23 protein-coding genes, 2 pseudogenes and 1 riboswitch are annotated in these 24,230 nt (G+C 40.0%); of the genes and pseudogenes, 13 read left to right on the top strand and 12 right to left on the bottom strand.

The genetic code is table 11. The annotated features are described in order from the left end of the window. Positions 1–380: 380 nt before the first annotated feature. Together J1G47_RS11660 and copM are read right to left on the bottom strand one after the other, a co-directional pair. Positions 381–1,329, bottom strand: a pseudogene (locus J1G47_RS11660) (NAD(P)H-dependent flavin oxidoreductase). A 181-nt stretch (positions 1,330–1,510) separates the two neighbouring features. Then, the gene (gene copM, locus J1G47_RS11655; protein WP_015939940.1) at positions 1,511–2,257 is read right to left on the bottom strand and encodes a CopM family metallochaperone; all 747 of its coding nucleotides are present in this window, start codon (positions 2,255–2,257) and stop codon (positions 1,511–1,513) included. A gap of 59 nt (positions 2,258–2,316) precedes the next feature. Here copM and J1G47_RS11650 point away from each other — a divergent pair, with 59 nt between their 5' ends. Beyond that, entirely contained in the window at positions 2,317–2,496 is a 180-nt protein-coding gene (locus J1G47_RS11650) for a hypothetical protein (RefSeq protein WP_010787307.1), read from the top strand. A gap of 154 nt (positions 2,497–2,650) precedes the next feature. Continuing rightward, on the top strand, positions 2,651–3,037 hold the full coding sequence (locus tag J1G47_RS11645; RefSeq protein ID WP_010787306.1) for a Cu(I)-responsive transcriptional regulator: 387 nt from the start codon (positions 2,651–2,653) through the stop codon (positions 3,035–3,037). 88 nt (positions 3,038–3,125) lie between these two features. Here the strand turns inward: J1G47_RS11645 and J1G47_RS11640 are convergent, their stop codons facing one another. Next, entirely contained in the window at positions 3,126–3,740 is a 615-nt protein-coding gene (locus tag J1G47_RS11640) for a cation diffusion facilitator family transporter (RefSeq protein ID WP_035496657.1), read from the bottom strand. 69 nt (positions 3,741–3,809) lie between these two features. On the opposite strand from J1G47_RS11640, the gene J1G47_RS11635 reads away from it, so the two are divergent. Next, positions 3,810–4,208, top strand: a complete 399-nt coding sequence (locus J1G47_RS11635; protein WP_035496659.1) for a MerR family transcriptional regulator — start codon at positions 3,810–3,812, stop codon at positions 4,206–4,208. Between the two features lie 85 nt (positions 4,209–4,293). On the opposite strand, the gene J1G47_RS11630 is transcribed toward J1G47_RS11635, so the two are convergent. Then, positions 4,294–4,506, bottom strand: coding sequence for a hypothetical protein (locus tag J1G47_RS11630; protein WP_010787303.1), 213 nt, complete (start codon positions 4,504–4,506; stop codon positions 4,294–4,296). A 325-nt stretch (positions 4,507–4,831) separates the two neighbouring features. On the opposite strand from J1G47_RS11630, the gene J1G47_RS11625 reads away from it, so the two are divergent. The 4 genes from J1G47_RS11625 (at position 4,832) to J1G47_RS11610 (ending at position 12,031) form a co-directional block, all read left to right on the top strand. Then, positions 4,832–6,127: an ATP-binding protein gene (locus J1G47_RS11625; protein WP_207326869.1), complete on the top strand. Its 1,296-nt coding sequence runs from the start codon at positions 4,832–4,834 to the stop codon at positions 6,125–6,127. A 187-nt stretch (positions 6,128–6,314) separates the two neighbouring features. Further along, positions 6,315–8,237 (top strand): site-specific DNA-methyltransferase, encoded by a 1,923-nt coding sequence (locus J1G47_RS11620; RefSeq protein ID WP_207326868.1) that lies wholly within the window; start codon positions 6,315–6,317, stop codon positions 8,235–8,237. A 3-nt stretch (positions 8,238–8,240) separates the two neighbouring features. Then, on the top strand, positions 8,241–11,156 hold the full coding sequence (locus J1G47_RS11615; RefSeq protein ID WP_207326867.1) for a type III restriction-modification system endonuclease: 2,916 nt from the start codon (positions 8,241–8,243) through the stop codon (positions 11,154–11,156). 2 nt (positions 11,157–11,158) lie between these two features. Further along, on the top strand, positions 11,159–12,031 hold the full coding sequence (locus tag J1G47_RS11610) for a LysR family transcriptional regulator (protein ID WP_207326866.1): 873 nt from the start codon (positions 11,159–11,161) through the stop codon (positions 12,029–12,031). 60 nt (positions 12,032–12,091) lie between these two features. On the opposite strand, the gene J1G47_RS11605 is transcribed toward J1G47_RS11610, so the two are convergent. After that, the gene (locus tag J1G47_RS11605) at positions 12,092–12,706 is read right to left on the bottom strand and encodes a DsbA family protein (protein ID WP_010787298.1); all 615 of its coding nucleotides are present in this window, start codon (positions 12,704–12,706) and stop codon (positions 12,092–12,094) included. A gap of 108 nt (positions 12,707–12,814) precedes the next feature. Here J1G47_RS11605 and J1G47_RS11600 point away from each other — a divergent pair. Beyond that, positions 12,815–14,201, top strand: a pseudogene (locus J1G47_RS11600) (aminotransferase-like domain-containing protein). A gap of 3 nt (positions 14,202–14,204) precedes the next feature. On the opposite strand, the gene J1G47_RS11995 reads toward J1G47_RS11600, so the two are convergent. From J1G47_RS11995 to J1G47_RS11585, 4 genes are all read right to left on the bottom strand, one after another. Further along, positions 14,205–14,657, bottom strand: coding sequence for a HipA domain-containing protein (locus J1G47_RS11995; RefSeq protein WP_234924169.1), 453 nt, complete (start codon positions 14,655–14,657; stop codon positions 14,205–14,207). Further along, positions 14,593–15,084, bottom strand: coding sequence for a HipA N-terminal domain-containing protein (locus J1G47_RS11990; protein WP_234924170.1), 492 nt, complete (start codon positions 15,082–15,084; stop codon positions 14,593–14,595). Before J1G47_RS11990 ends, J1G47_RS11995 begins: the two co-directional genes overlap by 65 nt. After that, positions 15,078–15,317, bottom strand: a complete 240-nt coding sequence (locus J1G47_RS11590) for a helix-turn-helix domain-containing protein (protein ID WP_010786623.1) — start codon at positions 15,315–15,317, stop codon at positions 15,078–15,080. Before J1G47_RS11590 ends, J1G47_RS11990 begins: the two co-directional genes overlap by 7 nt. A gap of 146 nt (positions 15,318–15,463) precedes the next feature. Further along, positions 15,464–16,291: an alpha/beta hydrolase gene (locus J1G47_RS11585; protein WP_207326759.1), complete on the bottom strand. Its 828-nt coding sequence runs from the start codon at positions 16,289–16,291 to the stop codon at positions 15,464–15,466. Positions 16,292–16,421: 130 nt separating this feature from the next. On the opposite strand from J1G47_RS11585, the gene tldD reads away from it, so the two are divergent. Continuing rightward, a complete protein-coding gene (gene tldD / locus J1G47_RS11580; RefSeq protein WP_207326760.1) occupies positions 16,422–17,867 on the top strand; it encodes a metalloprotease TldD in 1,446 nt (481 codons plus the stop codon). Between the two features lie 186 nt (positions 17,868–18,053). Here the strand turns inward: tldD and J1G47_RS11575 are convergent, their stop codons facing one another. Next, positions 18,054–19,151 carry an ISAs1 family transposase gene (locus J1G47_RS11575; protein WP_207326525.1) on the bottom strand — a complete coding sequence of 366 codons (1,098 nt, stop codon included), beginning with the start codon at positions 19,149–19,151 and terminating at the stop codon, positions 18,054–18,056. Between the two features lie 141 nt (positions 19,152–19,292). Continuing rightward, a riboswitch (TPP riboswitch) is annotated at positions 19,293–19,385 on the top strand. 168 nt (positions 19,386–19,553) lie between these two features. On the opposite strand from J1G47_RS11575, the gene thiM reads away from it, so the two are divergent. Genes thiM through J1G47_RS11555 form a run of 4 tightly spaced genes read left to right on the top strand, consistent with a single transcriptional unit; the run spans position 19,554 to position 22,039 of the window. Continuing rightward, positions 19,554–20,363, top strand: coding sequence for a hydroxyethylthiazole kinase (gene thiM / locus J1G47_RS11570; RefSeq protein WP_010787317.1), 810 nt, complete (start codon positions 19,554–19,556; stop codon positions 20,361–20,363). Between the two features lie 10 nt (positions 20,364–20,373). Beyond that, positions 20,374–21,174: a bifunctional hydroxymethylpyrimidine kinase/phosphomethylpyrimidine kinase gene (gene thiD / locus J1G47_RS11565; protein ID WP_010787316.1), complete on the top strand. Its 801-nt coding sequence runs from the start codon at positions 20,374–20,376 to the stop codon at positions 21,172–21,174. Positions 21,175–21,190: 16 nt separating this feature from the next. Next, positions 21,191–21,853 (top strand): thiamine phosphate synthase, encoded by a 663-nt coding sequence (gene thiE / locus J1G47_RS11560; RefSeq protein WP_010787315.1) that lies wholly within the window; start codon positions 21,191–21,193, stop codon positions 21,851–21,853. Between the two features lie 15 nt (positions 21,854–21,868). Beyond that, positions 21,869–22,039 carry an AraC family transcriptional regulator gene (locus J1G47_RS11555; RefSeq protein WP_010787314.1) on the top strand — a complete coding sequence of 57 codons (171 nt, stop codon included), beginning with the start codon at positions 21,869–21,871 and terminating at the stop codon, positions 22,037–22,039. 105 nt (positions 22,040–22,144) lie between these two features. Here the strand turns inward: J1G47_RS11555 and J1G47_RS11550 are convergent, their stop codons facing one another. Further along, positions 22,145–23,167 carry a PDDEXK nuclease domain-containing protein gene (locus J1G47_RS11550; RefSeq protein ID WP_005821902.1) on the bottom strand — a complete coding sequence of 341 codons (1,023 nt, stop codon included), beginning with the start codon at positions 23,165–23,167 and terminating at the stop codon, positions 22,145–22,147. Positions 23,168–23,314: 147 nt separating this feature from the next. Beyond that, complete coding sequence (locus J1G47_RS11545) at positions 23,315–24,136, bottom strand: GIY-YIG nuclease family protein (protein WP_207326870.1); 822 nt, start codon at positions 24,134–24,136, stop codon at positions 23,315–23,317. Between the last annotated feature and the right edge of the window lie 94 nt (positions 24,137–24,230).

Below are 24,230 nucleotides of genomic sequence, written 5' to 3'. Positions count from 1 at the left end.
AACACCTTCAAAATGGGCTTTGCGAGGGTAGATCTATTGCGATAATAACTGTTAATCGTTTGTTACTAATGAACAAAAGTATTTGATACTAATGGAAACTATTTTATGCTAAAGATAGAGAGAACAGCAAAGTGTTTGTTAGCGTCGGACAGGAGTGTTTGATACTAAGGCTTGTGGATGTTTTGTGCTTGTCAAATATACTATTTTGCACCTAGCACGCAAAATGCGTACTAGGTTACGCATAGTTGAGTGGCTTTGCCACTCTTTGTCACTCTAATTCCAGCCCCAAAGGGGCTGAATTATGCGTAACCCAGTACGGCTCTGCCGTGCTGGGTGTCAAGCATTGCTTGTTCAGTGCTAAGGGTGGTTTATTTTTCAAATTACCCCATCAATTCATCAACCAATTCCTGCACACTTTTCACGCGGTCAATCGCAGAAATGCCATTGCCTACCGACACATAGCCATGCTCAAAATCCCCTTCCAGCATACCTAAACGCATACCCGTACCCGCATTCATCACTTTGGCAATATCGGCACGAGTTGCACCATTTTCGCTCATTTCAAAGCATTTTTTGGCGACTTCGGTTGGCAAAGAGCGGTAATAATACGGCTCGGTGCGGAACAGCAACAAATCATTGGCAGTTGATTGAACAATCCAATCCTTCACTTTTTGATTGGCTCGGCACTCATGCGTAGCGATAAATGCCGTCCCCACCCACACGCCTTCTGCACCGAGCATAAACGCTGTCTGAACCGCTTTTTTTATCGGCAATGCCACCAGCGAGCATCATCGGCAAATCCACCTTGCCCACAAATTCCGCCAACACATTAAAACTGCCAATTTCTTTCATAGGCAAGGTTCCGCCTTCATCAAAACCCGTCAGCACCAAAATATCTGCACCCAATTTTTGAGCTTTTAAAGCGTCTGGCAAATTCGGATTGCCCAAACGACAAATGATTTTAATGCCTGCCTGTTTGAGTTTGGCGTAAATCGCTTCGTCCAACCAACCATTATCCAGCACCACAGGTACTTGCTCTTCAATCAGCAAATCCACCATCAGCGGAATGAGCGAAAGGTCATAAGACAACATAAATGGCACGCCAAAAGGCTTATCCGTCAAGGCTTTGACTTTGCGAATTTCGGCACGCATACGGTCTAATACGTCTTGATTTGAAGTGGGATTGGTGGTTTGCCCAGCGTGTGGGGCTAAAAATCCCAATCCGCCAGCATTGGCAACACTCGCCACCAAATGAGCATCAGTCAGCCACGACATTGGGGCCTGGACGATGGGGTGTTTGATGTTTAGGATTTGGGTAATGCGGTTCATAAAATTTTCTCTTTAAAATAAATGGAATGGGTGTATTATAAATTTTATAATTGGCAATGGAATGGCGTTTTTTGGAAAGTTGGTTTTCATTTTTGGAAATATAAATTTTTCAGGCAGCCTGAAAGTTTTTTAAAGTAAAAAACACCGCTTTATCAAAAGCGGTGTTTTTGCCTTATTGCCCCTACTGTTTTAGCCAGTCTTGCATCAGCTTGATTTCAGGTTCTTGGGCTTTGATGATGTCTTGAGCAAGCTTTTTCATTTTTTCGTCTTTGCCGAACTGTAATTGCACTTTTGCCATCTCGACCGCCCCTTGATGATGCGGAATCATTGCTTTGGCAAAGGCAACATCAGGGTTTGGCTCATTGATTGCCGCCATCATCGCCTCGTGCTGCGCCTTGCCTGCGGCATAGGACTTGGCGTGCGGGGCTTGCGGGTTTTGGGTTGCTGTGTCTTTACCCGCCAGCCAAGCGTTCATCAGGTCGATTTCACTTTGTTGCCCATCAATAATCGCTTGGGCAAGTTTTCTCATTGTTTCGTCTTTGCCAAATTCAAGCTGTACTTTTGCCATCTCAACTGCTCCGATATGGTGCGGAATCATACCTTTGGCAAAAGCGGTATCAGCATCGGCAAGATTGCCCGCTTTGCTCATCTCATCGCCCATCTTGTTCATCATTGCAAGATAGGCTTGGGTATGGGGCGGAGCATTTTGAGTGTCCATCGCCATAGCAGAGTGGTTCATATGGGCGTGGTTCATCTCTGCGTGCCCGTTTTGGTTATTTGGGCTGTCGTGGGTGGTTTGGGTGTGGTTATTGTCGCCTACCATCGAGTGCGTCGGCACTTCGTTTTTGCCGTCGGCACAAGCGGTTAAAGTCGCCAAAATAAGGGCAAGGGCAGATAATTGTACGGCACGGTTTTTAAACATTTTCATTACAGTTTTCCTTATCAAAATGGGATTTGGCAAACATTGGGCAAACATAAGTCCGCCCAATGTTTTTAGCTAATCAATTACTTGCAATCACAATCGCCACAAGTGCAGTTTTGACAAATGCACGGCTCGCCATTTTGGCAGTTGCATTTTGGATTGCAATTTTGCCCTGTGCAAGATTGGCAACCGCAGTGGGCGTTTGGGTTTTTGATGATGTCGTTCATAACAATTCTCCAAATTAAAGGTTGATTATCAAAACAAAAACCGTTTTTAAACCACTAAAAACATTGCTTTTTTGTTTTGATGAGCGTATCATAAAGCCTAACCTTATGTTAGGGTCAAGGATTATTTTTACGGATTGACAATTTTTTACAAACGCCAAAACAAGGAGCAACAATGAACATCGGTCAAGCGTCCAAAGCCACAGGGCTATCCATCAAGCAAATCCGTGATTATGAAAAGTTGGGTTTGTTATCAAACACTTCACGCACATCATCAGGCTATCGCATTTATGATAATGAGACACTAATCCGCCTAAAATTCATCGCCAAAGCAAGGGGCGTGGGCTTTTCGCTTGCCCAAATTGGCGAGCTTTTGGCACTGCAAGACAATCCACACCGCAAAAGCTGTGAAGTCAAAGCGTTGGCAAATACGCACATTGAATTTTTATCAAATAAAATCAAGGAATTAGAAGAAATGAAAACTGTTCTTGGGGCGTGGAGTGATGCCTGTCGTGGCGATGATATGCCAGAATGTCCGATTTTACAGGGGCTTGGGGGATAGGTTTTTTTCAGGCAGCCTTAAAAAGTTTATTTTACCCATTTTAAAAACAAAAACACCGCTTGAACATCAGTCCAAACGGTGTTTTAAATTAACTGACTTTTAATTCTGTCCAAGCTCTTTTGATGATTTCTTGACTGGCTTGTAATGCTAAAAATGCCAAAACAAAAGCTACAATTAAATCAGGATATTTTGATTGAAAAAAATAAACTGCTATACCAGCCAAAATCACTGCCACATTACCAATCGCATCATTGCGAGAACATACCCATACACTTCGGACATTACTGTCGCCATCACGGAATTTTAATAATATCAACAATGCCGACACATTCACCAATAACGCCAAAAATCCCACAATACTCATTTCGCTATAACTGGGAATTTCCCCATAAAATGCACGATAAATGGTTGTAATTAAAATAAATAAGCCAAAAACGCCCATCGTTAGCCCCTTAACCATAGATGCTTTGGCACGGTAACTTAATGCCATTGGCAAAACAATCAAACTTATCAAATAATTAGCACTATCACCCAAGAAATCCAAACTGTCTGACAATAGTGAAGTTGAACCTGATTTAACCCCCATTACAATTTCCACAAAGAACATTGATAAATTTAACATCAAGACAATCCATAAGGCTTTTTTGTACTTGGGTGATTGATGAATGGGCTGATTTGAACTGCAACAACTTTGGCACGTCATAACAAACTCCGAAAGATGATTGAAATTTGCTATAATATAAACTCCGTAGTCATTACAGGGTCAAGTACAATGTCAAAAATTTTTCAAATTAAACAAGCCAGTGAACAAACAGGCGTGCATTTGGAAACCATTCGTTATTATGAAAAACAAGGCTTAATCAAGCCAACTTTTCAAGCTAATGGCTACCGAGTTTTTGATGAAAATCAGCTAGAACAATTACGCTTTATTAAAACTTGTCGCAATATCGGTTTTTCTTTAAAAGACATTCAGATCTTATTGACATTCCAAACAACTCCCAATCATCAATGTGATGATGTTGATGAATTAACCCAAAAACATTTATCGCATATCAACGAACAAATTAAACAATTACAAGAAGTTAAATCATTTTTGGAACAAATTATTGGTTGTCAAAATAAAAAAATTGAAAATTGTCAAATCATTAAAAGTATTAAAGATAAAGGATAATGTTTTTCAGGCAGCCTGAAAATCTTTTGCAAAATTTCCAAACAAAAACACCGCCTGAATTGCTCCAAACGGTGTCTAAATCCCATTATTTCACTTCAAAATACGCCATTTTATCTTTATAAAATGAGCCTAAATAATAAGTATTATTCACAGGCAATACGGTAGAAATACCACTAAAATCAGCCGTATATTTACCTTTCATCACAGGATTGGTTGCCAAATTATTGGGGTTAATGGTGGTGATGTGATAATCTTTTAAGCAATCAAAGCTTAAATGGTGTGCTTGATTGGCGTACAAGCCACGCCAAGCGAAGTCAATGCTAATGCCATTAGGCTGATTTTAAAAATTTTTTTCATGGATTTTCTCTGGGATTAAAATGGAATAAGCGTATTTTAGGTTATTGAGTTTGATGAATGAATAGCGAATTTTGGGAAGTTAATTTTCAAATTTGGAAATTAGGTTTTGACAGTCTAAAAATATCTATCCTGAAACTTTCCTTTTGAAAAGTGTTTTTAATAACCTTATTTTCATTTGAAAAAATGATATTTAACCTCAATCTTTCCTTTGAAAAAGTGTAAACCCTGCTGTAAAATAGCCTGAAATTGATAAAAAATAACCTATTATGCAACGAAAAATCCTTCAATCCCTACAAAACTGGAAACAAAATCTAAACCGCAAGCCTTTGATTATTCAGGGAGCAAGACAAGTTGGTAAAACTTGGGCGATGAAACACTTCGGCGAGCAATCGTTTGAGCAAGTTGCCTATATCAACTTTGATAATAACCCTAGAATGAAAACGCTATTTTCGGGCGATTACGACATCAATCGCTTGATTTTAGGTTTAAAAATTGAAAGCGGTGTGGATATTCAAGCCCACAATACGCTGATTATTTTTGATGAAGTGCAAGAAGTGCCACAAGCTTTGTCATCACTGAAATATTTTTATGAAAACGCCCCCGAGTTTTATATTGTGTCAGCGGGGTCGTTGTTGGGCATGTCTTTACATCATCAGGTGTCTTTTCCTGTGGGTAAGGTGGATTTTTTACCGCTTTATCCTATGGATTTTCATGAATTTTTGCTGGCGGTGGGCAAACAAGATTTAGTGGAATTATTAAATCTAAAAGATTGGTCGCTGATTTCGGCGATGAAAAGCCGTTATATTGAGCTACTTCGTCAATATTATTTTGTCGGCGGAATGCCGGAAGCGGTGAAAGTGTTTATAGAAACGCAAAATGTTGATGCCGTTCGCCAAGTGCAAAAAAATTTATTGATGGCGTACGAGCAGGATTTTTCTAAGCATATTCGTGATGGGCAAACGGTGCAAAAAGTGCGGTCAATTTGGCATGCCATTCCCGAACAACTTGCCAAAGAAAATAAGAAATTCATCTATGCCAATTTACAAAAAGGGGCTAGAAGCAAAGACTATGAAATCGCTTTGCAATGGCTAAAAGACAGCGGTTTGGTGCATAGCGTCCCACGCATTAAAAAACCGCATTTGCCTTTATCCGCTTATCAAGACAATGCGTTTAAATTGTATGGATTGGATATTGGTTTATTGTCAGCTCAAAGTCAGTTGGACGCCAGTGTGTTGCTAGACGGTAGTCGTATTTTTAGCGAATTTAAAGACGCATTGACCGAACAATATGTTTTGCAACAACTGATTGCCAATCAAGACAACCCTGTATTTTATTGGGCAACGGAAAAAGGCACGGCAGAAGTGGATTTTGTTGTACAACAAAAACAAGCGGTCATTCCCATTGAAGTGAAAGCCGAAGAGAATTTAAAAGCCAAAAGTTTGAAAGTCTATGTGGAGCAATTCCAGCCTGAACACGCTTTTCGTTTTTCAATGGCGGATTATCGGGAACAGGATTGGTTGGTGAATGTGCCGTTGTATGGGGTATTGCTATTTGGGGAATAGAATTAAAAAGCTAACCTGCTTCCTAATTAAAATGGAATAAGCGTATTTTAGGTTATTGAATTTGATAAATGAATGGCGAATTTTTGGAAGTTGGTTTTCATAAATGAAAACTAAAATCCCATGCTATGACATTTTTTCCCAAAAAAATGCTATAATAGCCCAAAATTTTAATGACAATGGTGATACAATGAGCCAATCTCTATTAGACTTACTCAAAGCCCACAATCCAGAACTTTTTGACAAAGAAGGCAATTTTAAATTTGCCGATTTTCGGACAGCCTTAGCCGAGGCGGATTCCACATTTTCCCAAGAAACTTACCGCCTTGATTGGCGTGGTAAATCCTACGCCAAAGCCCTTGTCTATGATGAAAACCGCACGCTTTTGTCTGCCAATCACTCCCACAACGCCAACAATTTAGATAGTCAAAATGTTCTGATTCAAGGCGATAATCTAGCCGTCCTGAAACATTTACGTGAAGCCTACCGCAAACAAATCAAAATGATATACATAGACCCGCCTTATAATACAGGCTCGGACGGTTTTGTCTATCAAGATGATAGGAAATACACGCCAGAGCAAATCGCCCAAATCACAGGCGAAAGCGAGGAGTATGCCGAATATATTCACGGCTTTATCAATGCAAAAGCATCCAGTCATAGTGCGTGGCTGACTTTTATGTATCCACGCCTAAAACTTGCCAGAGAACTCTTAAAAGACGATGGTGTGATTTTTATTTCTATTGATGATAATGAACAAGCCCAATTAAAATTACTTTGTGATGAAATTTTTGGGGAAGGGAATTTTGTTGCTTGCTTACCAACCGTTATGAATTTAAAAGGCAATAACGATGAATTCGCTTTTGCAGGTACGCATGAGTACACTTTAGTTTATTGCAAAGACAAAACAAGTACAACTTTTAATCAATTAAGTATTGATGAAGATGATTTGGAGGATTGGCAAGAAGATGAGCAAGGTTTTTATAAGCAAGGGGCAAATCTAAAAGCAACTGGCACAAATGCCCCAAGAGAAAAAAGACCTAATCTATTTTTCCCAATCTTTATTGATGATAATAATACTATTTTTGTCACTGATGATAATAATCCACCAACAGATTTTGTAGGTGAATTGATAACTTTACACCCAATTACTAACAATCAAGAAATGTCTTGGCGTTGGAGCAAAGAGAAGTTTAAAAATAGCATTAACGATGTTATCATTTCAAGAAATGGCAGTATTGGTATTTATAAAAAACAAAGACCTGCATTAGGGGATTTGCCATCCAAAAAACCAAAAACCATTTTTTATAAACCAGAGTACAGTAGTGGCAATGGTACAACTCAATTAAAGCAACTATTTGATGAAAAAGTATTTCCAAACCCAAAACCTTTGGAGTTGCTGGTGGATTTTATTCAGCTTGGTGTAAATGATAATGATTTGGTTTTGGATTTCTTTGCAGGGTCTGGCACCACCGCTCACGCCGTCATGCAATTAAATTCAGAAGACAATGGCAACCGTAAATTTATCTGCGTACAATTAGATGAACCAGTTAAGCCAAAATCCGAAGCCGAAAAAGCAGGATTTAACACCGTTTTTGAAATCACCAAAGCCCGTATTCAAAAAAGCATTGAAAAAATTAAAGCCGAAAATCCCGATTTTAATGGCAATTTAGGTTTTAAAGAATATAAAATCGTCCCAACGCCTGATAATTTTGGCACATTGGCGGATAATCCTGCACACGGCTTACAATTATTAGAAAATCTGCAATTAAGCGATACCGATTGCCAAAATATTCTCACCACTTGGTGCGTACAAGATGGTATGCCCTTGCACCATACACCAAAGCAGGTGGATTTGGGCGGTTATATCGCATATCGTTATGATACAGTACTGTATTTGCTTAATAAAGGTTTTGACACCAAGCATTTGGCAGTGATTTTACGCCGTTTGGACGATACCACTGATGAATTTAACATTGATAAAATCGTCATTTTAGAACCGCACTTTGACAGTAAAGCCAAGCGAGAACTTACCGAGGCAATCGGTCAATACAAACCCAGAAAGGGCAATAAATTGTATTTAGTTGTACGAAATCGTGCAGATAAGGGGTAAAAAATGGCTGGCTTTAATTTTGAAAACGACTTACCGCACCAATTATCCGCCATAGAAGACATTTTGCAAATGTTTGAATACGCCAAAATTTCTTATGCTCAAAATTTGGAAACACGATTAAAAAGTAATCCTGTTTTAGAATTAAACGAATCGCAAAAAAAGAGAAATTTAGCAGAAATTCAAACTCGCTCAAGTTTCGCCAAAAGCCTAAACAAAACAGGCAATACTTTATCCAATATTTTTGATATTGCGATGGAAACAGGCACGGGCAAAACTTATACCTACACAAGGGCAATGTTTTCTTTAAATCAATCTTTTGGGGTGAATAAATTTATTGTGCTTGTGCCAACGGTTGCGATTAAAGCAGGCACAAAAAACTTTTTGGAGTCTGCATCCGCCAGAAGTCGGTTTTTTGATGATTTTGGCAAACGCATTGAGCTTTATGAAGTCAATGCCAAAAAAGGCAATAAAAAAGACAAACAACAAGTCCCCGAAAATCTCATCAATTTTATCAATGCCAATGACCAAAACAGCATTCATATTTTGCTGATTAATATGGGTATGCTCAATTCAGAGACGATGAACATTGCCATTGACCAAGATATGTTTCAAGAGGCACACGGCTCATCATTTGAGGCGTTATCGGCGGTTAAACCGTTTTTGATTATTGATGAACCTCACCGTGTCAAAACCAGTGGCAAAACTTGGCAAAATGTTTTAAAACTCAATGCCCAATATATTGTGCGATTTGGGGCAACTTTTGATGGCTTTGAAAATTTAATTCATACGCTGACTTCGCTTGATGCCTTTGAGCAAAATTTGGTAAAAGGCGTGCATGCGTTTATTACCCAATTTGATGGGGCTGATGATATGCTCATCAAATTTATTGGGCAGACTGAAAGCAAAAGTGAAGCGGTTTTTGAAATCACTCACAGCCATAAAAAGACCCCAAAACGCTTAGAAATTGCCAAAAATGGCTCATTAGGCGTTATTCATGGCGAAATGTCGCATTTATTATTAAATGAATTTAATGGCAATACCGCCGTACTTTCTAATGGATTGGCTTTGCAAAAAGGCGAAATCATCTCACCTTATTCATTTAGTCAATCTTTGCAAGAACAAATGCTCTATCAAGCGGTAATTCGTCATTTTGATATTGAACGCACCCTATTAACCAGAACACCACGTATTAAACCGCTTTCTTTGATTTTTATTGATGATATTGCAGGTTATCGTGATGAACAAGGATTGCCCGATAGCTTAAAATCTCGTTTTGAGGCAATCGTTATCAATGAAGCTCAAAAAAGATTGGCAAATGAAACTAATGAATTTTATAAAGCCTATTTGCAAAAAACTTTGGCAGATATTAGTCAAACGCATGGCGGTTATTTTAGCGATGACAATAACAATAAAGATGAGTATATAGAAAAACAAATCAATGAAATCTTACATGAAAAAGAAAAACTCCTTGATTTGGATAATCCACGCCGTTTTATTTTTTCAAAATGGACATTGCGTGAGGGCTGGGATAATCCCAATGTATTTGTGATTTGTAAATTGCGTTCCAGTGGCTCTGAAACCAGTAAATTACAAGAGGTGGGGCGAGGACTTCGTTTGCCTGTCAATGAATTTATGCATCGTGAAAAAGGCGAGCAGTTTTATTTAAATTATTTTGTGGATTTCAGCGAAAAAGATTTTGTGGCGGATTTGATTAAAGACATTCGTGAAAAATCAGGCGAAAAAGTCATTATTCCTACAAAATTGACCGATGAACTTCTTGCCAAAATTATGCAATGTTATCCCAATGAAAGTAAACGCAAAATCATCAATCATTTGGCTGATGAGCATATTATTGATGATGATTTGAATTTATTAGAAAACGGCTGGAAACAATTACAACAGGCTTATCCAAAAGCCTTTGAATTTGAAAGTTCATTGAATAATAAAATTCAAACAGGCATTGGCAAAAAAGAAACGGTCTTGATTAGAAAAGACAAATACCACGCTTTAAAAACATTGTGGGAAACTTTAAATCGCCGTGTGGTGCTAAATTATCAAATTGATAATGAACAGAGTTTTTATTCCTTATTAAAGCAGTTTTTTGCCGTCGAGGTGATGGGTAAATTAGACAAAAGCTATACCACAATGCAAGCCCAAGAATTACAAGTTAATCCTGATGAAATGCTTATCAAATATGGCGGACGAGAAAAGCTGATAGAAAATACAGGCTATGTACTTAGCTATGGTGAATTTGCCAATGAATTGGCAATGAGTTTGAATGTTAGTTTAAAAAGTCTACATCAAGTTTTATTGGAATTAAATTGGACAGAGCATAAACATCAAACTCGCCACAATATTCGGCACATTCATAGTTTGTTTAGAAAATGGTTGTTGCAACATTTTTTATCCACACAAACCATTAGCTATACCGAAGTTAATAGCCAAGTTCACCCAACGGCATTTACTGATGAAAAAGGCAATGCCAAAGACAGCATATTGTCATCAGATATTGGGCGTTTGAATGAAACTGGTATCGTAGCGGACAATTATTTGTTTGAAACGCTGTTTTATGATTCGCCCCTTGAAAAAGAAAATATTCTATTAAATTTGGATTATGTTACCGTTTTTACCAAAATTCCCAAAAATACCATTGCCATTCCTGTGGCGGGAGGTGGGACTTATTCGCCTGATTTTGCCTATGTGCTTCATCACAAAGACGGCACTCAAACCTTAAATCTCGTGGTAGAAACCAAAGACGCTTATGAATTTGATTTACGTACTGATGAAAAAGAAAAAATCAAATACGCACAAATCTTATTTGATAAATTAAGTAGCGATACTGGCATTAAAGTAGAATTTAAAACGCAATTTAAGGGTAAGCATATTGAGCGGATTCTCGAAGAATTGAGAGAGGGGTAACAATGAACCTAAACGCCTTATCTCTATTTGTCTCTGTCGTCCAAGACGGAAGTCTCTCCAAAGCATCAGAACGGCTGAATGTGCCGATTGCCACCATTAGCCGTCAAATCACAGAATTGGAAAAGTCGCTCAATATTCAATTATTTGACCGCAAAAAATCAGGCGTTAAGCCGACAATGGCAGGGCAAAAACTTTATGAGCAAGTGTATCAAAACATCGATAATTTATTGCAAGTAGAAAAAGCATTCTCTGAACATCAAGAAATTAGCGGAACATTACGCATTTCCACCTTTACAGGATTGGAAGAAGTTTGGGCGTGGCTCGATGAATTTGGTGCAAAATATCCCAAAGTGAGCATTCATTGCCAAGTAACCGACCGAGTTTTGGATTTGGTGGAAGATAATATTGATTTTACGTTTCGGACTGGGGATTTGCATACGGATAATGCGGTGGCGCGTTTGGTGCTGACGGCAAAAGTCAAATGCGTGGCACACCCGCATTTATTGGCACAATACGGCACACCGACAACGCCTGATGATTTGGCACGTTTTCCTTGTGTCGGTTTTGCCAAAGCCGAGCAAAAAGAGTTGATAATTTCATTAGAAAATAAGGTGTTGAAATTGCCTTATGTGTTTGCGTCAAACGATGTGTATGCTATCGCTTATTTCATTCAACAAGGGCGTGGTGTTGGTTATCTATCTGAAAATATTGCCAATCGCTTGATTGAAGAATATGGCTTGGTGGAAGTATTGCGCGATTACCCGATGCAGACTTATCCTGTGCATTTGTTGTATTTGAAACATCGTTATCCGTCTTCGGTGATGCGTGCGTTTTTGGATTTTGTGGTGGAGAAAGTGGGGATTGTGGCTGGTTAAAAACAAGCGGTGGAATTTTGAAAGAAATTTGTAAAATCCCCTCAAAATCCCACCGCTCTTTTACAGTCCTTTCAAATAACTGTCTAACGATTGAACGTCCCCATACAACAACTGGCTTGGCACAATATGCAACCGTTCGTCTTTTTCTACAATCAACTGCGGTACGCCTTGCACGCCACAATTCTTGGCAAGTTGTTGCCCGAATTGAAGACGCTGTTCTAACGCTACTTTTGTCGATTGTTCGCTAAGCAACGGCACAGATTGGCTAAGATTGAGCTTATGCAACACCTGTTCAACCACCGTCAAATCTGCATTATCCAAACCGTCCACATAACGTGCTTTCTGCAACGCTACCAACACCGTAAGCTCTTTTTCAGGGGCAATTTGTTGCACCGCCGTTAAAGCCAGCAAACTGTTTGCCGAATTAAACTCGCCCTGCCCTTGCAATACGTTTTCCAAATACGCCTGACTAAACGGCTGATCGGTCAATTTTTCAATTCGTTGGTCGTTACTCCACGCATAGCGAGCAAAATCTGCGTCCATTTTCCGACCGCATTGGTAAAACAAACCTGTTGGCGTAAGTGTAAGCGGATAGATTTCATTGAGTTTTTGCAAGGTTGCCGATGCCCCGTAGCACCAACCGCAAAGGGGATCGAATAAGTAGTAGATTTTCATTTTGTTTTCCTATTTTCTGCACCATAAAAATCATTGAAGTGTGGTGCATTTAAGTTGGCAATCTGCAATACTACAAACTTAACCTTAACTTAATTACCCTTTTACCCAATGTACAAATACACCAAACTCACCCAGCACCTTAAACATTTAATTGAAACAGGCGAGTTGAAACCGCACGAGAAATTGCCGTCTTTGCGAGATCAGACAGCATTCGGGGCTGAGTTTGATGATGGTATTAAACGCCTATCAAGGGTTAGAGGCTCAGGGGATGATTTATTCGGTGCAAAAGAGCGGTTATTTTGTTGCACCTTTTTACCCGTCTTCTCGTCCGCACGCCAATAGTGAAATTAGGTTGAACAAACAAGTCGAGATTAATTCGTTGGTGTTTCGTTATCTGAAATCCATTACGGATATTGTGCCTTTGGGGTCGCCTTTTCCGAGCCACGATTATCTCAATCCACCCAAATTGCTACAAATTCTAAGCCAGCTTAGCCGTGATAGAACGCAGATTGAGCCACAGCCTGTGTTGTCGGGCAATGTGGACTTGCGTAAATTAATCGCACAACGTTACCGCTTGCAAGGTGTTCCTACGCAAGCCGATGATATTGTGATTACGTCTGGCTGTTTAGACGCTTTGAACCTTTCGCTACAAGCCTTAACGCAACAGGGCGATTATATTTTATTACAGCAGACGGTATTTTATGGGGTGTGGCAGATTGCGGAAAAGTTAGGTTTAAATGTCGTCACCCTGCCCGACCACCCAAGCGGTTTTGACCTTGTGGCGTTTGAGCAAGCCTTACAGCGTTATCCGATCAAGGTTTGTTGGTTTATGCTCAACTGCCACAATCCGCTTGGGTTTACCGTTAGCCCTGAAATCAAACAGCGGATTGGGGAATTGTTAGCTCAATATCAAGTGCATTTAATTGAAGACGATGTGTATCAAGAGCTTTATTATCGGGGTAAAAAGCCCTTGCCGATAAAGGCGTTTGATGCACAAAACTGGGTGTTGCATTGTTCTTCTTTTTCTAAAATTTTAGGGGCAAACTTCCGTATCTGCTGGGTTCACGCAGGGCAATTTGCCGATAAAATCCAACATTTGCAACTGATGAGTACCATTTCTGCTAACGCTTTAATTCAACAAGCCTTGGTAGAATTTATCTCTAATCACCACTACGAGAAACATCTGCGACATCTTCGCCGTCATTTAGAAAAAAACAAAAAGCAGTGTTTGGATTACCTACGTCAGCACTTGCCTGCAAGTTGTCCTATCGAACACCACAGCAGCTGCTATTTCCTTTGGATACACCTGCCCGAACATTTGGATAGTATGCGGATTTATCAACAGTTACTCGAAGAAAAAATCAGCATTAGCCCAAGCGAGCTTTTTACTTTGCTTACTTCGCAGCATAAAGGGATTAGGGTTAATTGTTCGTTTGCTTGGAGCCAAGGGATCGAACAGGCGTTAGGGGTTTTGGTGAGGGTATTAACAAAATAGCGGTTACTTCATAGAAACTTTTTGCACCTGTTTCATTATGCCCGTGAATATTTGATCCCGTACATTTTCATCTATCTGTTTGGGTAGTGTTGTTGCTACGCTATCAATGGTTTCTTGCACTGTATCGCAAATTTGCTCTATCACTTGTTTCATATCACTTGAGCTAAATCCGACAAACTTAGCTGTGGCATAGAAATGTTCAGCATAAATTTTACTCCAATGCCATTTTTTTCCTTTTTGCGTGCTACGCAAGCTCATTGCCATTTGTAATTCACTGTGATGCCAACCTTTTCCGCCTAACATTGGATAAGCAGAAATTACGTCATACACAGGGGATAAGTGATAACGCCCTTGTTTTTCAATGGCGAGAGAAAAGTTTTTAGCGTGTCCATCAATGGCTGCCAGTAGCCAAAACAGAAATTGAAATAGAAATTCTGAAGTCCTGATTATTATCAATCATACCAAGCGGGGCATTGTATTGATAACTTTGTAGAATTTTCGTCATTTCACTTTCGTCTAATTCTGTGGCTTGAATTATTCGATGATTAGGAATTTGTTCATCTTCCCCTAAAAGAGTAATAGCACCCGCAGCATCGCGACCAATTTTAGCAAGTAAGTCAAAAGGTTGTTGTGTTTCAGCATTAAATCTTGTCGCAATTCTTGCTCGAATTTGAGGATTATCGGGCAGTAAATTATCAAAGAAATTAATCACTTCTTTGCCTTGATATGTTGCTCTTTGCAAGGGCATAGAAAGGGAAATCGGGCGAGCTAATGGGGAATTTAGCCAACTTTCAGCATAGGTAAAATGGTGGGAACCCGATAAAGTGCGGTCAAAATACCCAACCATTTCGCCATTCATTAATACTCGTAATCGCATTACCATTCATCATTCCCCTCTGTTTTTTCAGGACGAGGTTGGATATGTAGTTCATAGCCTAAACCTGAAAGTAACTTAAATAATGTTTCAATAGTGGCTTTATCGGTTTTTTTCTCAAAGGTGGAAATCGTGGCTTGTCTTAAAGCTACTTGATTTGCTATTTGCATTTGAGAAAGCTTTTTTTGCTTACGAATATCGCGTAGGCTATTTCCAAGCATATCTGGTGTCGTGATTAACATATTTCTTCCAAATTTATTTTATACTAAGTGAAGTATAATTTATGAAATATACGCTGTAAAGTATAACTATGGTTTTATACTTTATAGCGTATATAGATAATCTGAAATGATGTATAGAAGTATTGGGTATTTATTCCAATAACTTTTTAATGATTCATCAATGAAAACCGTAAAAACTCGACAAAATGATCCGCCCAGTGCATTTCGTGGTGGATTTCATTTGCCATAATTTTTAGACGAATATTATCGAGAGGATGTCCCGTGCGGATTAGTGCTTGGTAATAATGCAGCGTACAGTCAATATAAGCCTGATTCATATTTGAAATAAAATGTGAATCCACTTCATCGCCTTCATTCGTTCCCACTTGAATAAACACTTTGCTTGAGCAGTTGAGTGGGTGTGTATGAATAAATTCCATAAAGGCAGGTTCACTAAACCACGAGGCAAGAGAAAATACGCCTAAATGCCCGAATACTTCAGGATATTCCGCTCCCATATAAGCAGTGATAATACCGCCCATTGAGCTACCTGCAAGTAGAGTATGATCACGATCACGTTTAGTTCGGTAATGTTGATCGATGAAAGGCTTAACCGTTTCAACCACCCAACGCCCGTACGCCATTCCATATCCTCCAGCATTTTGGGTTTCAGGGGTAGAGCCTGTGTCTGTTGGCCACGGACCATATTCATCAAGACGATCAGGGCCTGCATTGTCAATACCAACAATGATCATCTTTGGAAATTCTTTGTGATTTTTAATCGTCGGAATCACTTTCCAAGAATGTCCCGAATAAGACTCTTTGCTATAAAAAATATTTTGTCCGTCGTGCATATATAACACAGGATAATGCCCTGCTTCTTCACGATACCCTTTGGGTAAAAGCACACGGATTCGGCGTTGTTGGTTGAGATAAGGTACATTTAGATAATGCTCTCGCATTTCAAGGAAATAATATTGAAGAGGATCTAGCATTGTAAAACTTCTTGGATAAAACAGATAATCGGGCGAAGTATATCACAAATCATCTTTCCCCTAAAAATTTCCCTATCATTTGCAAAAATCCGTTAAAATCTAACCGCTTGTTATTATTTAGAGAAAACCAATGTTAAACCAAGTTTCAAACAGTTTGCTGTTACCTAGCGGACTTCAATTATCCGATCTGACGAAAGTGTTGGATCATTTTTCTAGCCGTCAAATCGACTATGCTGATCTCTATTTTCAATTTAGCCAAGATGAGAGTTGGTCGTTAGAAGATAGCATTATCAAAGAAGGCGGTTTTTATATCGACCGTGGTGTCGGCGTGCGTGCGGTGTCAGGGGAAAAAACGGGCTTTGCTTATGCCGATCAAATCTCGCTCAGCCAGCTTGAGCAGTGTGCAATGGCAGCTCGTAGTATTACGCAAGAAAGCGGTCGGTTGTTGGTAAAACCTTTCAAAGAAACGACCGCTATCAAACGTTATGCCTCGATCAATCCCCTTGATACCTTAAGCCGTGAGCAGAAAGTTGAACTATTACACTTAGTCGATAAAGTGGCGAGAGCTGAAGATCCCCGTGTCATTCAAGTGAACGCAAATCTGTCCGCCGTATATGAAGAAATGTTAGTGTCTGCAACGGACAGCACTTTAGCAGCGGATATTCGCCCGTTAGTGCGTTTATCTATTTCGGTATTAGTAGAACAGAACGGTAAACGTGAGCGAGGCAGTGCAGGGGCTGGTGGACGCTTTGGCTTGGAATGGTTCTTAGCACCACACTATACAGGCGACAGTCGTGCCGTCTATCTTGCTAAAGAAGCCGTACGACAAGCGGTTGTGAATTTAGGTGCGGTCGCTGCACCTGCTGGCTCAATGCCGATTGTGCTTGGGGCTGGCTGGCCAGGGATTTTACTGCACGAAGCGGTCGGACACGGTTTAGAAGGCGATTTTAACCGCAAAGAATCATCAATGTTCACAAACAGAATCGGCGAACTTGTGACATCACCACTTTGTACCATTGTCGATGACGGTACTGTGCCAAATATGCGAGGTTCGATTACCGTTGATGATGAAGGTGTACCTTCACAACGTAATGTATTGATTGAAAACGGGATTTTAAAAGGCTATATGCAAGATAAGCTCAATGCTCGTTTAATGGGCGTTGCCCCAACAGGTAACGGTCGCCGTGAGTCTTATGCCCACTTACCAATGCCCCGTATGACCAACACCTATATGACAGAAGGCAATCACGAGTTCGACGAAATGATTGAATCTGTGGACTTTGGTTTATACGCTCCCCATTTCAGCGGCGGACAAGTGGACATTACCTCAGGCAAATTCGTATTCTCAACGTCCGAAGCCTATTTAATCGAAAAAGGCAAAATCACCAAACCAGCCACAGGGGCAACCTTAATTGGCAGCGGTATCGAAGCAATGCAACAGGTGTCAATGGTTGGCAAAAAAATGGAACTGGATTTAGGTATAGGCACTTGTGGTAAAGAAGGGCAATCTGTACCTGTTGGCGTTGGGCAACCTACGGTGAAGTTGGATAAGATTACTGTGGGGGGAAGGGGTTAGATGTGCTTTATTTTTGCTTACTAGTTGAAATTATCACAGATTGAATTTATGGTATTTTTTTAGAATGATTCTAAAAATAGATGACAAGGTTATAGTGCAAAGTAATAACGTACTTGAAAATCCTTGTAACACTCAAAAAATAATAAGATTCACCAGGGCAACCGCATATGTTGTCCATTTTTCAACCTACACGCCGAGCAACAGCTCATCTCGAAATTCATCTGACCAACCAGCAGCGGTCAATTTCCCTTTCATACTCTGCTTTTTCGGGTGCAATCGAGCCAAGTTCAACGCTAATCGACGCAAAATTGCCAGATTTTCCGCACCCCATTCATCGGTCACAGCACATTCGTCTTCTTTATAGACCACATCTAGCACCCAATGGGCTTTGTTTTCCACTTCCCAATGCCCTCGCACACACTTCGCCAATATTTGAATATCAACATCCAAACTACTGATATAAAAGACTTTTTCTTGTGATTCTTTGCCATTATCTGACCGCTTGCGACACACCTCCAACACCGATTTTATCCCCTTCCATTCCTCCGCTTTGCTCAGCCAATCACTCACTTTCAGCTTACGGTAGTAACGCTCATCAATTCGACTACGTTCCGCATTTACCTCCTCATACGTCTCAAGCATTTCAGGGCAATCTCGGCTGATTTTGTGAAAATACACCTCCACTTCCGACTGAAATTGACGGTGATTTTTCTTCAACGGCATCACATAATCCCCTTTCTTTTCGATGATTTTCTCGGCAATTTTCTTCTGTGTATTCATCGCATCCACCGTTATAACGGCATTTTTTAAGCAAAAACTATCGATAATTTCCATCACTGCCTGCTGCTCATTTTGCTTACCCGAGGATTTTTTCTGCGATAAAATCAAACCACGAGACTGGCTCCACACCGTCACACTGTGCAAAGCACTTTGGGTTTCCGGATTGAAACTATGACGAAGTGTCTTGCCATCAATCGCAATCACCTCACGTCCTTGTTGTGTGCGTATCTCATTGATAAAATTAAGAAAAACCTCATTAAACGCTTGTGGCTCAATGCGTTTTATTACACGAGCGATAGTATCATCGACAGGAATGCCACACTCAAAAGGACGATATTTTCGCAACCAATCCAAATGTAATTCGCCAAAAAGTTTGATTTCAGTCCAGCTGTTTGCCCCCGAAATCACGGCACTGACGACGAGAAAAACGATGTCTAAAAAGTGGTGTTTTTGATTATAGGCTCGTGGGTCGGATAAATTTTCAAAAAAACGAAAAACGCTCATTTTACAACCTGATTTGATATGGATAATTAAGGTGTATTAGATCATAAATTTGAGAAAGATGCGATCTTGCCCTGTGAGATTGGGTGTTTTGCAAAGGTTTTGTGTTGATATTTTAGGTTAATCTATTTATACTGTAAAAAGACATTTAAGTCGGGGTGCTGCCAAAAGCGGCTGAGAAATACCCGTGAACCTGATACAGTTAATACTGGCGTAGGAAACTTATGAATATCATCTTATCTATCTCTTTGATGCACACGCAAGCTGCCTGAATATTAGGTAGCTTGCGTGTGTTTTTATTTTCTGGTTGTTTCTTATCTTGTTTAACTTTGTCATCAAAATCAACGGTATCTTCTCACATTTTCAGGCAGCCTGAACATAAACTTTCGCAGGAGAATATTTTTGATGAATCCAAAAATCATTTTTTTAGATGCTGTTCGTGAACATAATCCATTAATTCACAATATTACCAATTTGGTTTCAGCGCATTTTACTGCTAATGGCTTATTAGCATTGGGTGCCTCGCCCATGATGGCAGAAAGTCCTGATGAAATGGCAGAATTGGCTACCATCAGTAGTGCGGTGGTACTGAATTTAGGGACACCGTCTGACGAAAAAGTCTCGGCTATGTTGGCAGCGGGTATGGCAGCAAATCAAGCTGGCGTGCCTGTGGTGCTTGACCCTGTGGCTGTTGGTGCAAGCCATTTGCGTCAAAAAACAGTTGCGACATTAACCCAAAATATTCAATTTGCCGCTATTCGTGGTAATGCTGGCGAATTGGCATATTTGGCTGATGTTCAATGGGCTAGCAAAGGGGTAGATGCGGGGCAAGGTTCGGGGAATTTAGCTGAAATCGCTCAAAAAGTCGCTCAAAAATTTAACACCATCGCTGTTTTGAGTGGTGAACATGATTTTGTTGCCAATCATGACCGTGTGATGAAACTGTCTAATGGTGTGGCATTGTTTCCCAAAGTAACGGCTACGGGGTGTTTATTGAGTGCAATTGTGGGTGCTTTTTTGGCGGTTGCGCCGCGTGAATTGGCCTTTCAGGCAGCCTGCGAAGCGTGTACGGTGTATGCCATCGCTGGCGAATTGGCAGCCGTAGGTTTACAAGCCACGCAGTCAGGCACATTTGCAGTGCGTTTATTAGACGCATTAGCAGCGATTGATGCCACTCAAACCGAACAGTTAATGAAAGCAGAATGGATTATCTAGGAGAAAAACCATGACTATACCCCAAGTTTTAACCATTGCAGGCTCGGATAGTGGCGGTGGCGCAGGTATTCAAGCAGATTTAAAAACCTTTCAAATGCGCGGTGCATTTGGTACTAGTGTGGTAACAGCAGTTACCGCTCAAAATACATTGGGCGTACATCATATTCACATGATTTCATTGGATAATATTGCAGCGCAAATTGAAGCAGTGGCAACGGATTTCACCATTTCGGCATATAAAATTGGGATGCTGGGTACTGCAGATGTGATTGAATGCGTGGCAAATTCAATTAAAAAACATCATTTAGGCACATTGGTATTAGACCCTGTGATGATTGCCAAAGGCGGAGAATTATTATTGCAAAATCATGCTATTGAAGCCTTAAAACGCGAATTGTTACCTTTAGCGGATATCATTACCCCCAATTTGCCCGAAGTTACTGCATTAACAGGGGTTCAGGTAAACAATGATATTGATGCCCAATATGCTGCGCAATTATTGCGTGATATGGGCGTGAAAACAGTCGTCATTAAAGGCGGACATTTAGACAATTCCAACAGCGCGGTGTGCCGAGATTGGGTCTTTTCAGGCAATGAAATGCACATATTGGATACACCTAGATTTGCCACACCTCATACACATGGCACCGGTTGCACATTTTCAGCCTGTATTGCAGCAGAATTGGCAAAAGGTATAGATACATTATCAGCCATTCGCATTGCCAAGCAAGCCATCAGTGCTGCCATCTCGCAACCGATTGGTGTGGGCAAAGGTTGTGGCGCAGTAAATCATTGGGCAATATCGGCTTAATTAAGGAAAAAATCTCATGTTTCAACGTGAATTATTATCCGTCTATTTTGTGGCAGGTACGCAAGATTGTTTGCATTTACCAACAGGTTCACCTGAACAAAAATTATTGTCTACATTGGAAACGGCTTTGCAAGCAGGCATAACCTGTTATCAATTTCGTGAAAAAGGCGAATCGGCATTGCAAGATAAACAGGCACAATGGCAGTTAGCACGTGATTGCCAAGCATTGTGTCGGCAATATGGCGTACCGTTTGTGCTGAATAATGATGTGGAAATGGCAGTAAAATTGGGAGCTGATGGTGTCCATATTGGACAAAAAGATATGGCAGCCATCCAAGCCATTCAATTAACGCAAGGCAAGTTATTTTTAGGGATTTCCAATAGTAGCTTGAATGATTTGCAAAATAGTTTCAGGCTGCCTGAAATTGATTATTGGGCGGTAGGTGCGATTTTCAATACTCAATCTAAACTGGATGCCATGCAAAACGTGGGAATTGATTTGATTCGTCAAGCCAAACAGCTCAATCCCAATCAACCATTGGTCGCGATTGGCGGTATTTCGGTTGATAATGTTGCGAGCATTTGGGCAGCAGGTGCTGATGGTGTGGCAGTGATTTCAGCCATTACACAAGCCGATAATGTGATGCAAACGGTGCAGAAATTAAAGACAACATATTGATGATGTTAGGGGCTGATGACAATATTAGCCCCGCTCATTCAGCGAGAATTGCATTATCATTTGCTAAAAAGTGAAATGGCGGGCAGGCTTTATCAAATGGTTGCGGTGGGTGGCAATGTCGCCAAAATTGCCCAAGCAATTGCTTTTTTAAAGGCAAATTTCAGGCAAACCTTGACCATAGATTAGTGTTTCAGGCTATCTGAAAAGAAATGAAAAATTTGCAGATTTTTTGCAAAATTCGACCGCTTGTAGATAAGAAAGCCGTCTGAAAGTTTGTCAGACGGCATTATTTTAGTCCAAATATCGCTCCAACTCTCTTTCCAGTTCCTCCCTATTCGGCAAATAAAGCTGATATTTGCTGACAAAAAGCTGGTTGTCGATGTTATCCAACGCATATTCCACCAACAGCTTATCTTTATATGCACCTAACACAATGCCGATCGGCTCGTTGTCGCCGTCCACGTTTTCTTCTTTACGAAAATAATTGAGATACATATTCATCTGCCCAATGTCTTGATGATTGACTTCGCCACGCTTTAAATCAATCAACACAAAGCATTTCAAAATGCGGTGGTAAAACACCAAATCTACATAAAAATGTTTGCCGCCAAGCGAAATGCGGTATTGCCGACCGATAAAGGCAAAGCCTTTGCCGAGTTCCAGCAGAAAATGTTGCAGGTTGGAAATCAGCTGCTCTTCCAGCTCATTTTCCTGCATTTGATGGGCTTGCGGAATATTGAGGAATTCCAGCACCACAGGGTCTCGCAAAATATCTTGTGGACGTGCAATTTCCTGCCCACGCTCCGCCAATGCCAACACGCCCTCTTTGTCTTTACTTAACGCCAAGCGGTGGAACAGCATCGATTTCATCTGCCGTTTTAGCTCTCGCACGCTCCAATTTTCTTTTTCTGTCTGTTTGGTGTAAAAGCCAATCGCCAGCGGATTATCTTCTTTGATAATCTCAACATAGTGGCTCCAACTTAGTGTAAACACAGGTATTGCGAATTGTTCAGACACTGTCTGAACAATTTGAAATTTGAGATAAAACTGTCGGAATAAAGCGATATTCGTACGGCTAAACCCTTTGCCGTGAATTTTGGTTAAATCCTTAGAAAGGCGGTTCAACAAATCCGAACCATACTCCGCCTTATCTTGCCCATTCTGTTCAAATTCCACAATATGACGACCGATCAGCCAATAAGTCTGCACCAAAATGGTATTGGCAGTTTGGGCAACCTGCTCACGCCCACGGTTAAGCAGCGTACCGATGTCGGTAATCAGGCTTTGATAATTCTGCGTACTGATATTGTTCATCTTTAAGTTCCACTGTGTAATTTTTCAGTTATTCAATCATAAACGACAACCAGTATCAATACTGGATAAAGGCTTTATTGGTACTTTAGAAGCAAGCTCACAAAATGAAAATGCCGTCTGAAAGTTGATTTTAGACGGCATTATATTTTAATCCCAGTGAAAGATGATTTTCAAACCGACTGCATCGGCAAAATTTTGAATGGATTTGCGAAGATCTTTCATTGATAGATTATGATAAAGATAAATATTTTTGGTTAATTCGGTGGTATATTTCATTCCATTCGGGCGGAAGCTAGGCTCATTACCAATACAGTGGTTACCGCTTGGTTTTCCATTTAAACAAAACTCTTCCACTAATTTTCGATAACGGCTATTTTTCAATAAAAACAAAAAGAATTGTTTTTGATTATCTCGATAACTTTTTCCTGAAATTTTATGACCTTCTAATTCAATAAAATACTGTCCTGTGCTATTTTCTTCATCGGTAATAGTGGTTTCAAAAATATTAATATGTGCCACTTCGTCCATAATTTCTTGAGCTAAATTCCAAATATTATCGGCTTTAATTTTACTTGTTTTCTCAATATAAGAACGATTGCCCACGGTATTATTGTCTAATTGAAGTTCCATTTTTTTAAATTCTTCAATCAATCTCTTTTCAAGATAATCCGTTTGGGATTTATCTAAATGCCCATCTTCTCGCCCAAAGAAAATAATTTGGTTCCACCAAGATTTATTTTCATCAAGATGATGAGCGGCTAAGCGTTCATAAATTTTATTACTTACTTGCCCAACATAACGCTGATTTTCGCCTAATAAAATATAAATTCTGGCTTTATTTGCCTCTTCCAAATATTTTAATGCTTTTAAATCTGTGCGATCGGCAATCACTAAAAATGCAGGTTCTTTGGTATAAACCGTAATATTATCTTTTGATCGGTCGCTGATAATGACTGTGTGCGTAACCATAAATTATCCTATTTTTATATTTTTAAAATTATTTATTGTAAATACTGCTGCTATTTTCTCTTTTCAGATTTGTACTGATCTGTCTTAATGCCCA

Origin of the sequence: Glaesserella parasuis (assembly GCF_017352235.1) — a bacterium.
GTDB classification, from domain to species: domain Bacteria; phylum Pseudomonadota; class Gammaproteobacteria; order Enterobacterales; family Pasteurellaceae; genus Glaesserella; species Glaesserella parasuis.
The sequence above is the reverse complement of the archived record's forward strand: the minus strand, read 5'-3'. Positions and strand labels throughout refer to the sequence as shown.

Bases quoted from the DNA above. Each gene is read 5' to 3' on its own strand.
- J1G47_RS11585 (WP_207326759.1), bottom strand. From the start codon at position 16,291: ATGCTAGATCCTCTTCAATATTATTTCCTTGAAATGCGAGAGCATTAT.
- J1G47_RS11605 (WP_010787298.1), bottom strand. From the start codon at position 12,706: ATGAAAATCTACTACTTATTCGATCCCCTTTGCGGTTGGTGCTACGGG.
- J1G47_RS11635 (WP_035496659.1), top strand. From the start codon at position 3,810: ATGTCAAAAATTTTTCAAATTAAACAAGCCAGTGAACAAACAGGCGTG.
- copM (WP_015939940.1), bottom strand. From the start codon at position 2,257: ATGAAAATGTTTAAAAACCGTGCCGTACAATTATCTGCCCTTGCCCTT.
- J1G47_RS11610 (WP_207326866.1), top strand. From the start codon at position 11,159: ATGAACCTAAACGCCTTATCTCTATTTGTCTCTGTCGTCCAAGACGGA.
- J1G47_RS11575 (WP_207326525.1), bottom strand. From the start codon at position 19,151: ATGAGCGTTTTTCGTTTTTTTGAAAATTTATCCGACCCACGAGCCTAT.
- J1G47_RS11550 (WP_005821902.1), bottom strand. From the start codon at position 23,167: ATGAACAATATCAGTACGCAGAATTATCAAAGCCTGATTACCGACATC.
- J1G47_RS11650 (WP_010787307.1), top strand. From the start codon at position 2,317: ATGTTTTTAGCTAATCAATTACTTGCAATCACAATCGCCACAAGTGCA.
- J1G47_RS11615 (WP_207326867.1), top strand. From the start codon at position 8,241: ATGGCTGGCTTTAATTTTGAAAACGACTTACCGCACCAATTATCCGCC.
- J1G47_RS11640 (WP_035496657.1), bottom strand. From the start codon at position 3,740: ATGACGTGCCAAAGTTGTTGCAGTTCAAATCAGCCCATTCATCAATCA.
- J1G47_RS11555 (WP_010787314.1), top strand. From the start codon at position 21,869: ATGACAATATTAGCCCCGCTCATTCAGCGAGAATTGCATTATCATTTG.
- J1G47_RS11545 (WP_207326870.1), bottom strand. From the start codon at position 24,136: ATGGTTACGCACACAGTCATTATCAGCGACCGATCAAAAGATAATATT.
- tldD (WP_207326760.1), top strand. From the start codon at position 16,422: ATGTTAAACCAAGTTTCAAACAGTTTGCTGTTACCTAGCGGACTTCAA.
- J1G47_RS11590 (WP_010786623.1), bottom strand. From the start codon at position 15,317: ATGTTAATCACGACACCAGATATGCTTGGAAATAGCCTACGCGATATT.
- J1G47_RS11645 (WP_010787306.1), top strand. From the start codon at position 2,651: ATGAACATCGGTCAAGCGTCCAAAGCCACAGGGCTATCCATCAAGCAA.
- thiM (WP_010787317.1), top strand. From the start codon at position 19,554: ATGAATCCAAAAATCATTTTTTTAGATGCTGTTCGTGAACATAATCCA.
- thiE (WP_010787315.1), top strand. From the start codon at position 21,191: ATGTTTCAACGTGAATTATTATCCGTCTATTTTGTGGCAGGTACGCAA.
- J1G47_RS11625 (WP_207326869.1), top strand. From the start codon at position 4,832: ATGCAACGAAAAATCCTTCAATCCCTACAAAACTGGAAACAAAATCTA.
- thiD (WP_010787316.1), top strand. From the start codon at position 20,374: ATGACTATACCCCAAGTTTTAACCATTGCAGGCTCGGATAGTGGCGGT.
- J1G47_RS11620 (WP_207326868.1), top strand. From the start codon at position 6,315: ATGAGCCAATCTCTATTAGACTTACTCAAAGCCCACAATCCAGAACTT.
- J1G47_RS11990 (WP_234924170.1), bottom strand. From the start codon at position 15,084: ATGGTAATGCGATTACGAGTATTAATGAATGGCGAAATGGTTGGGTAT.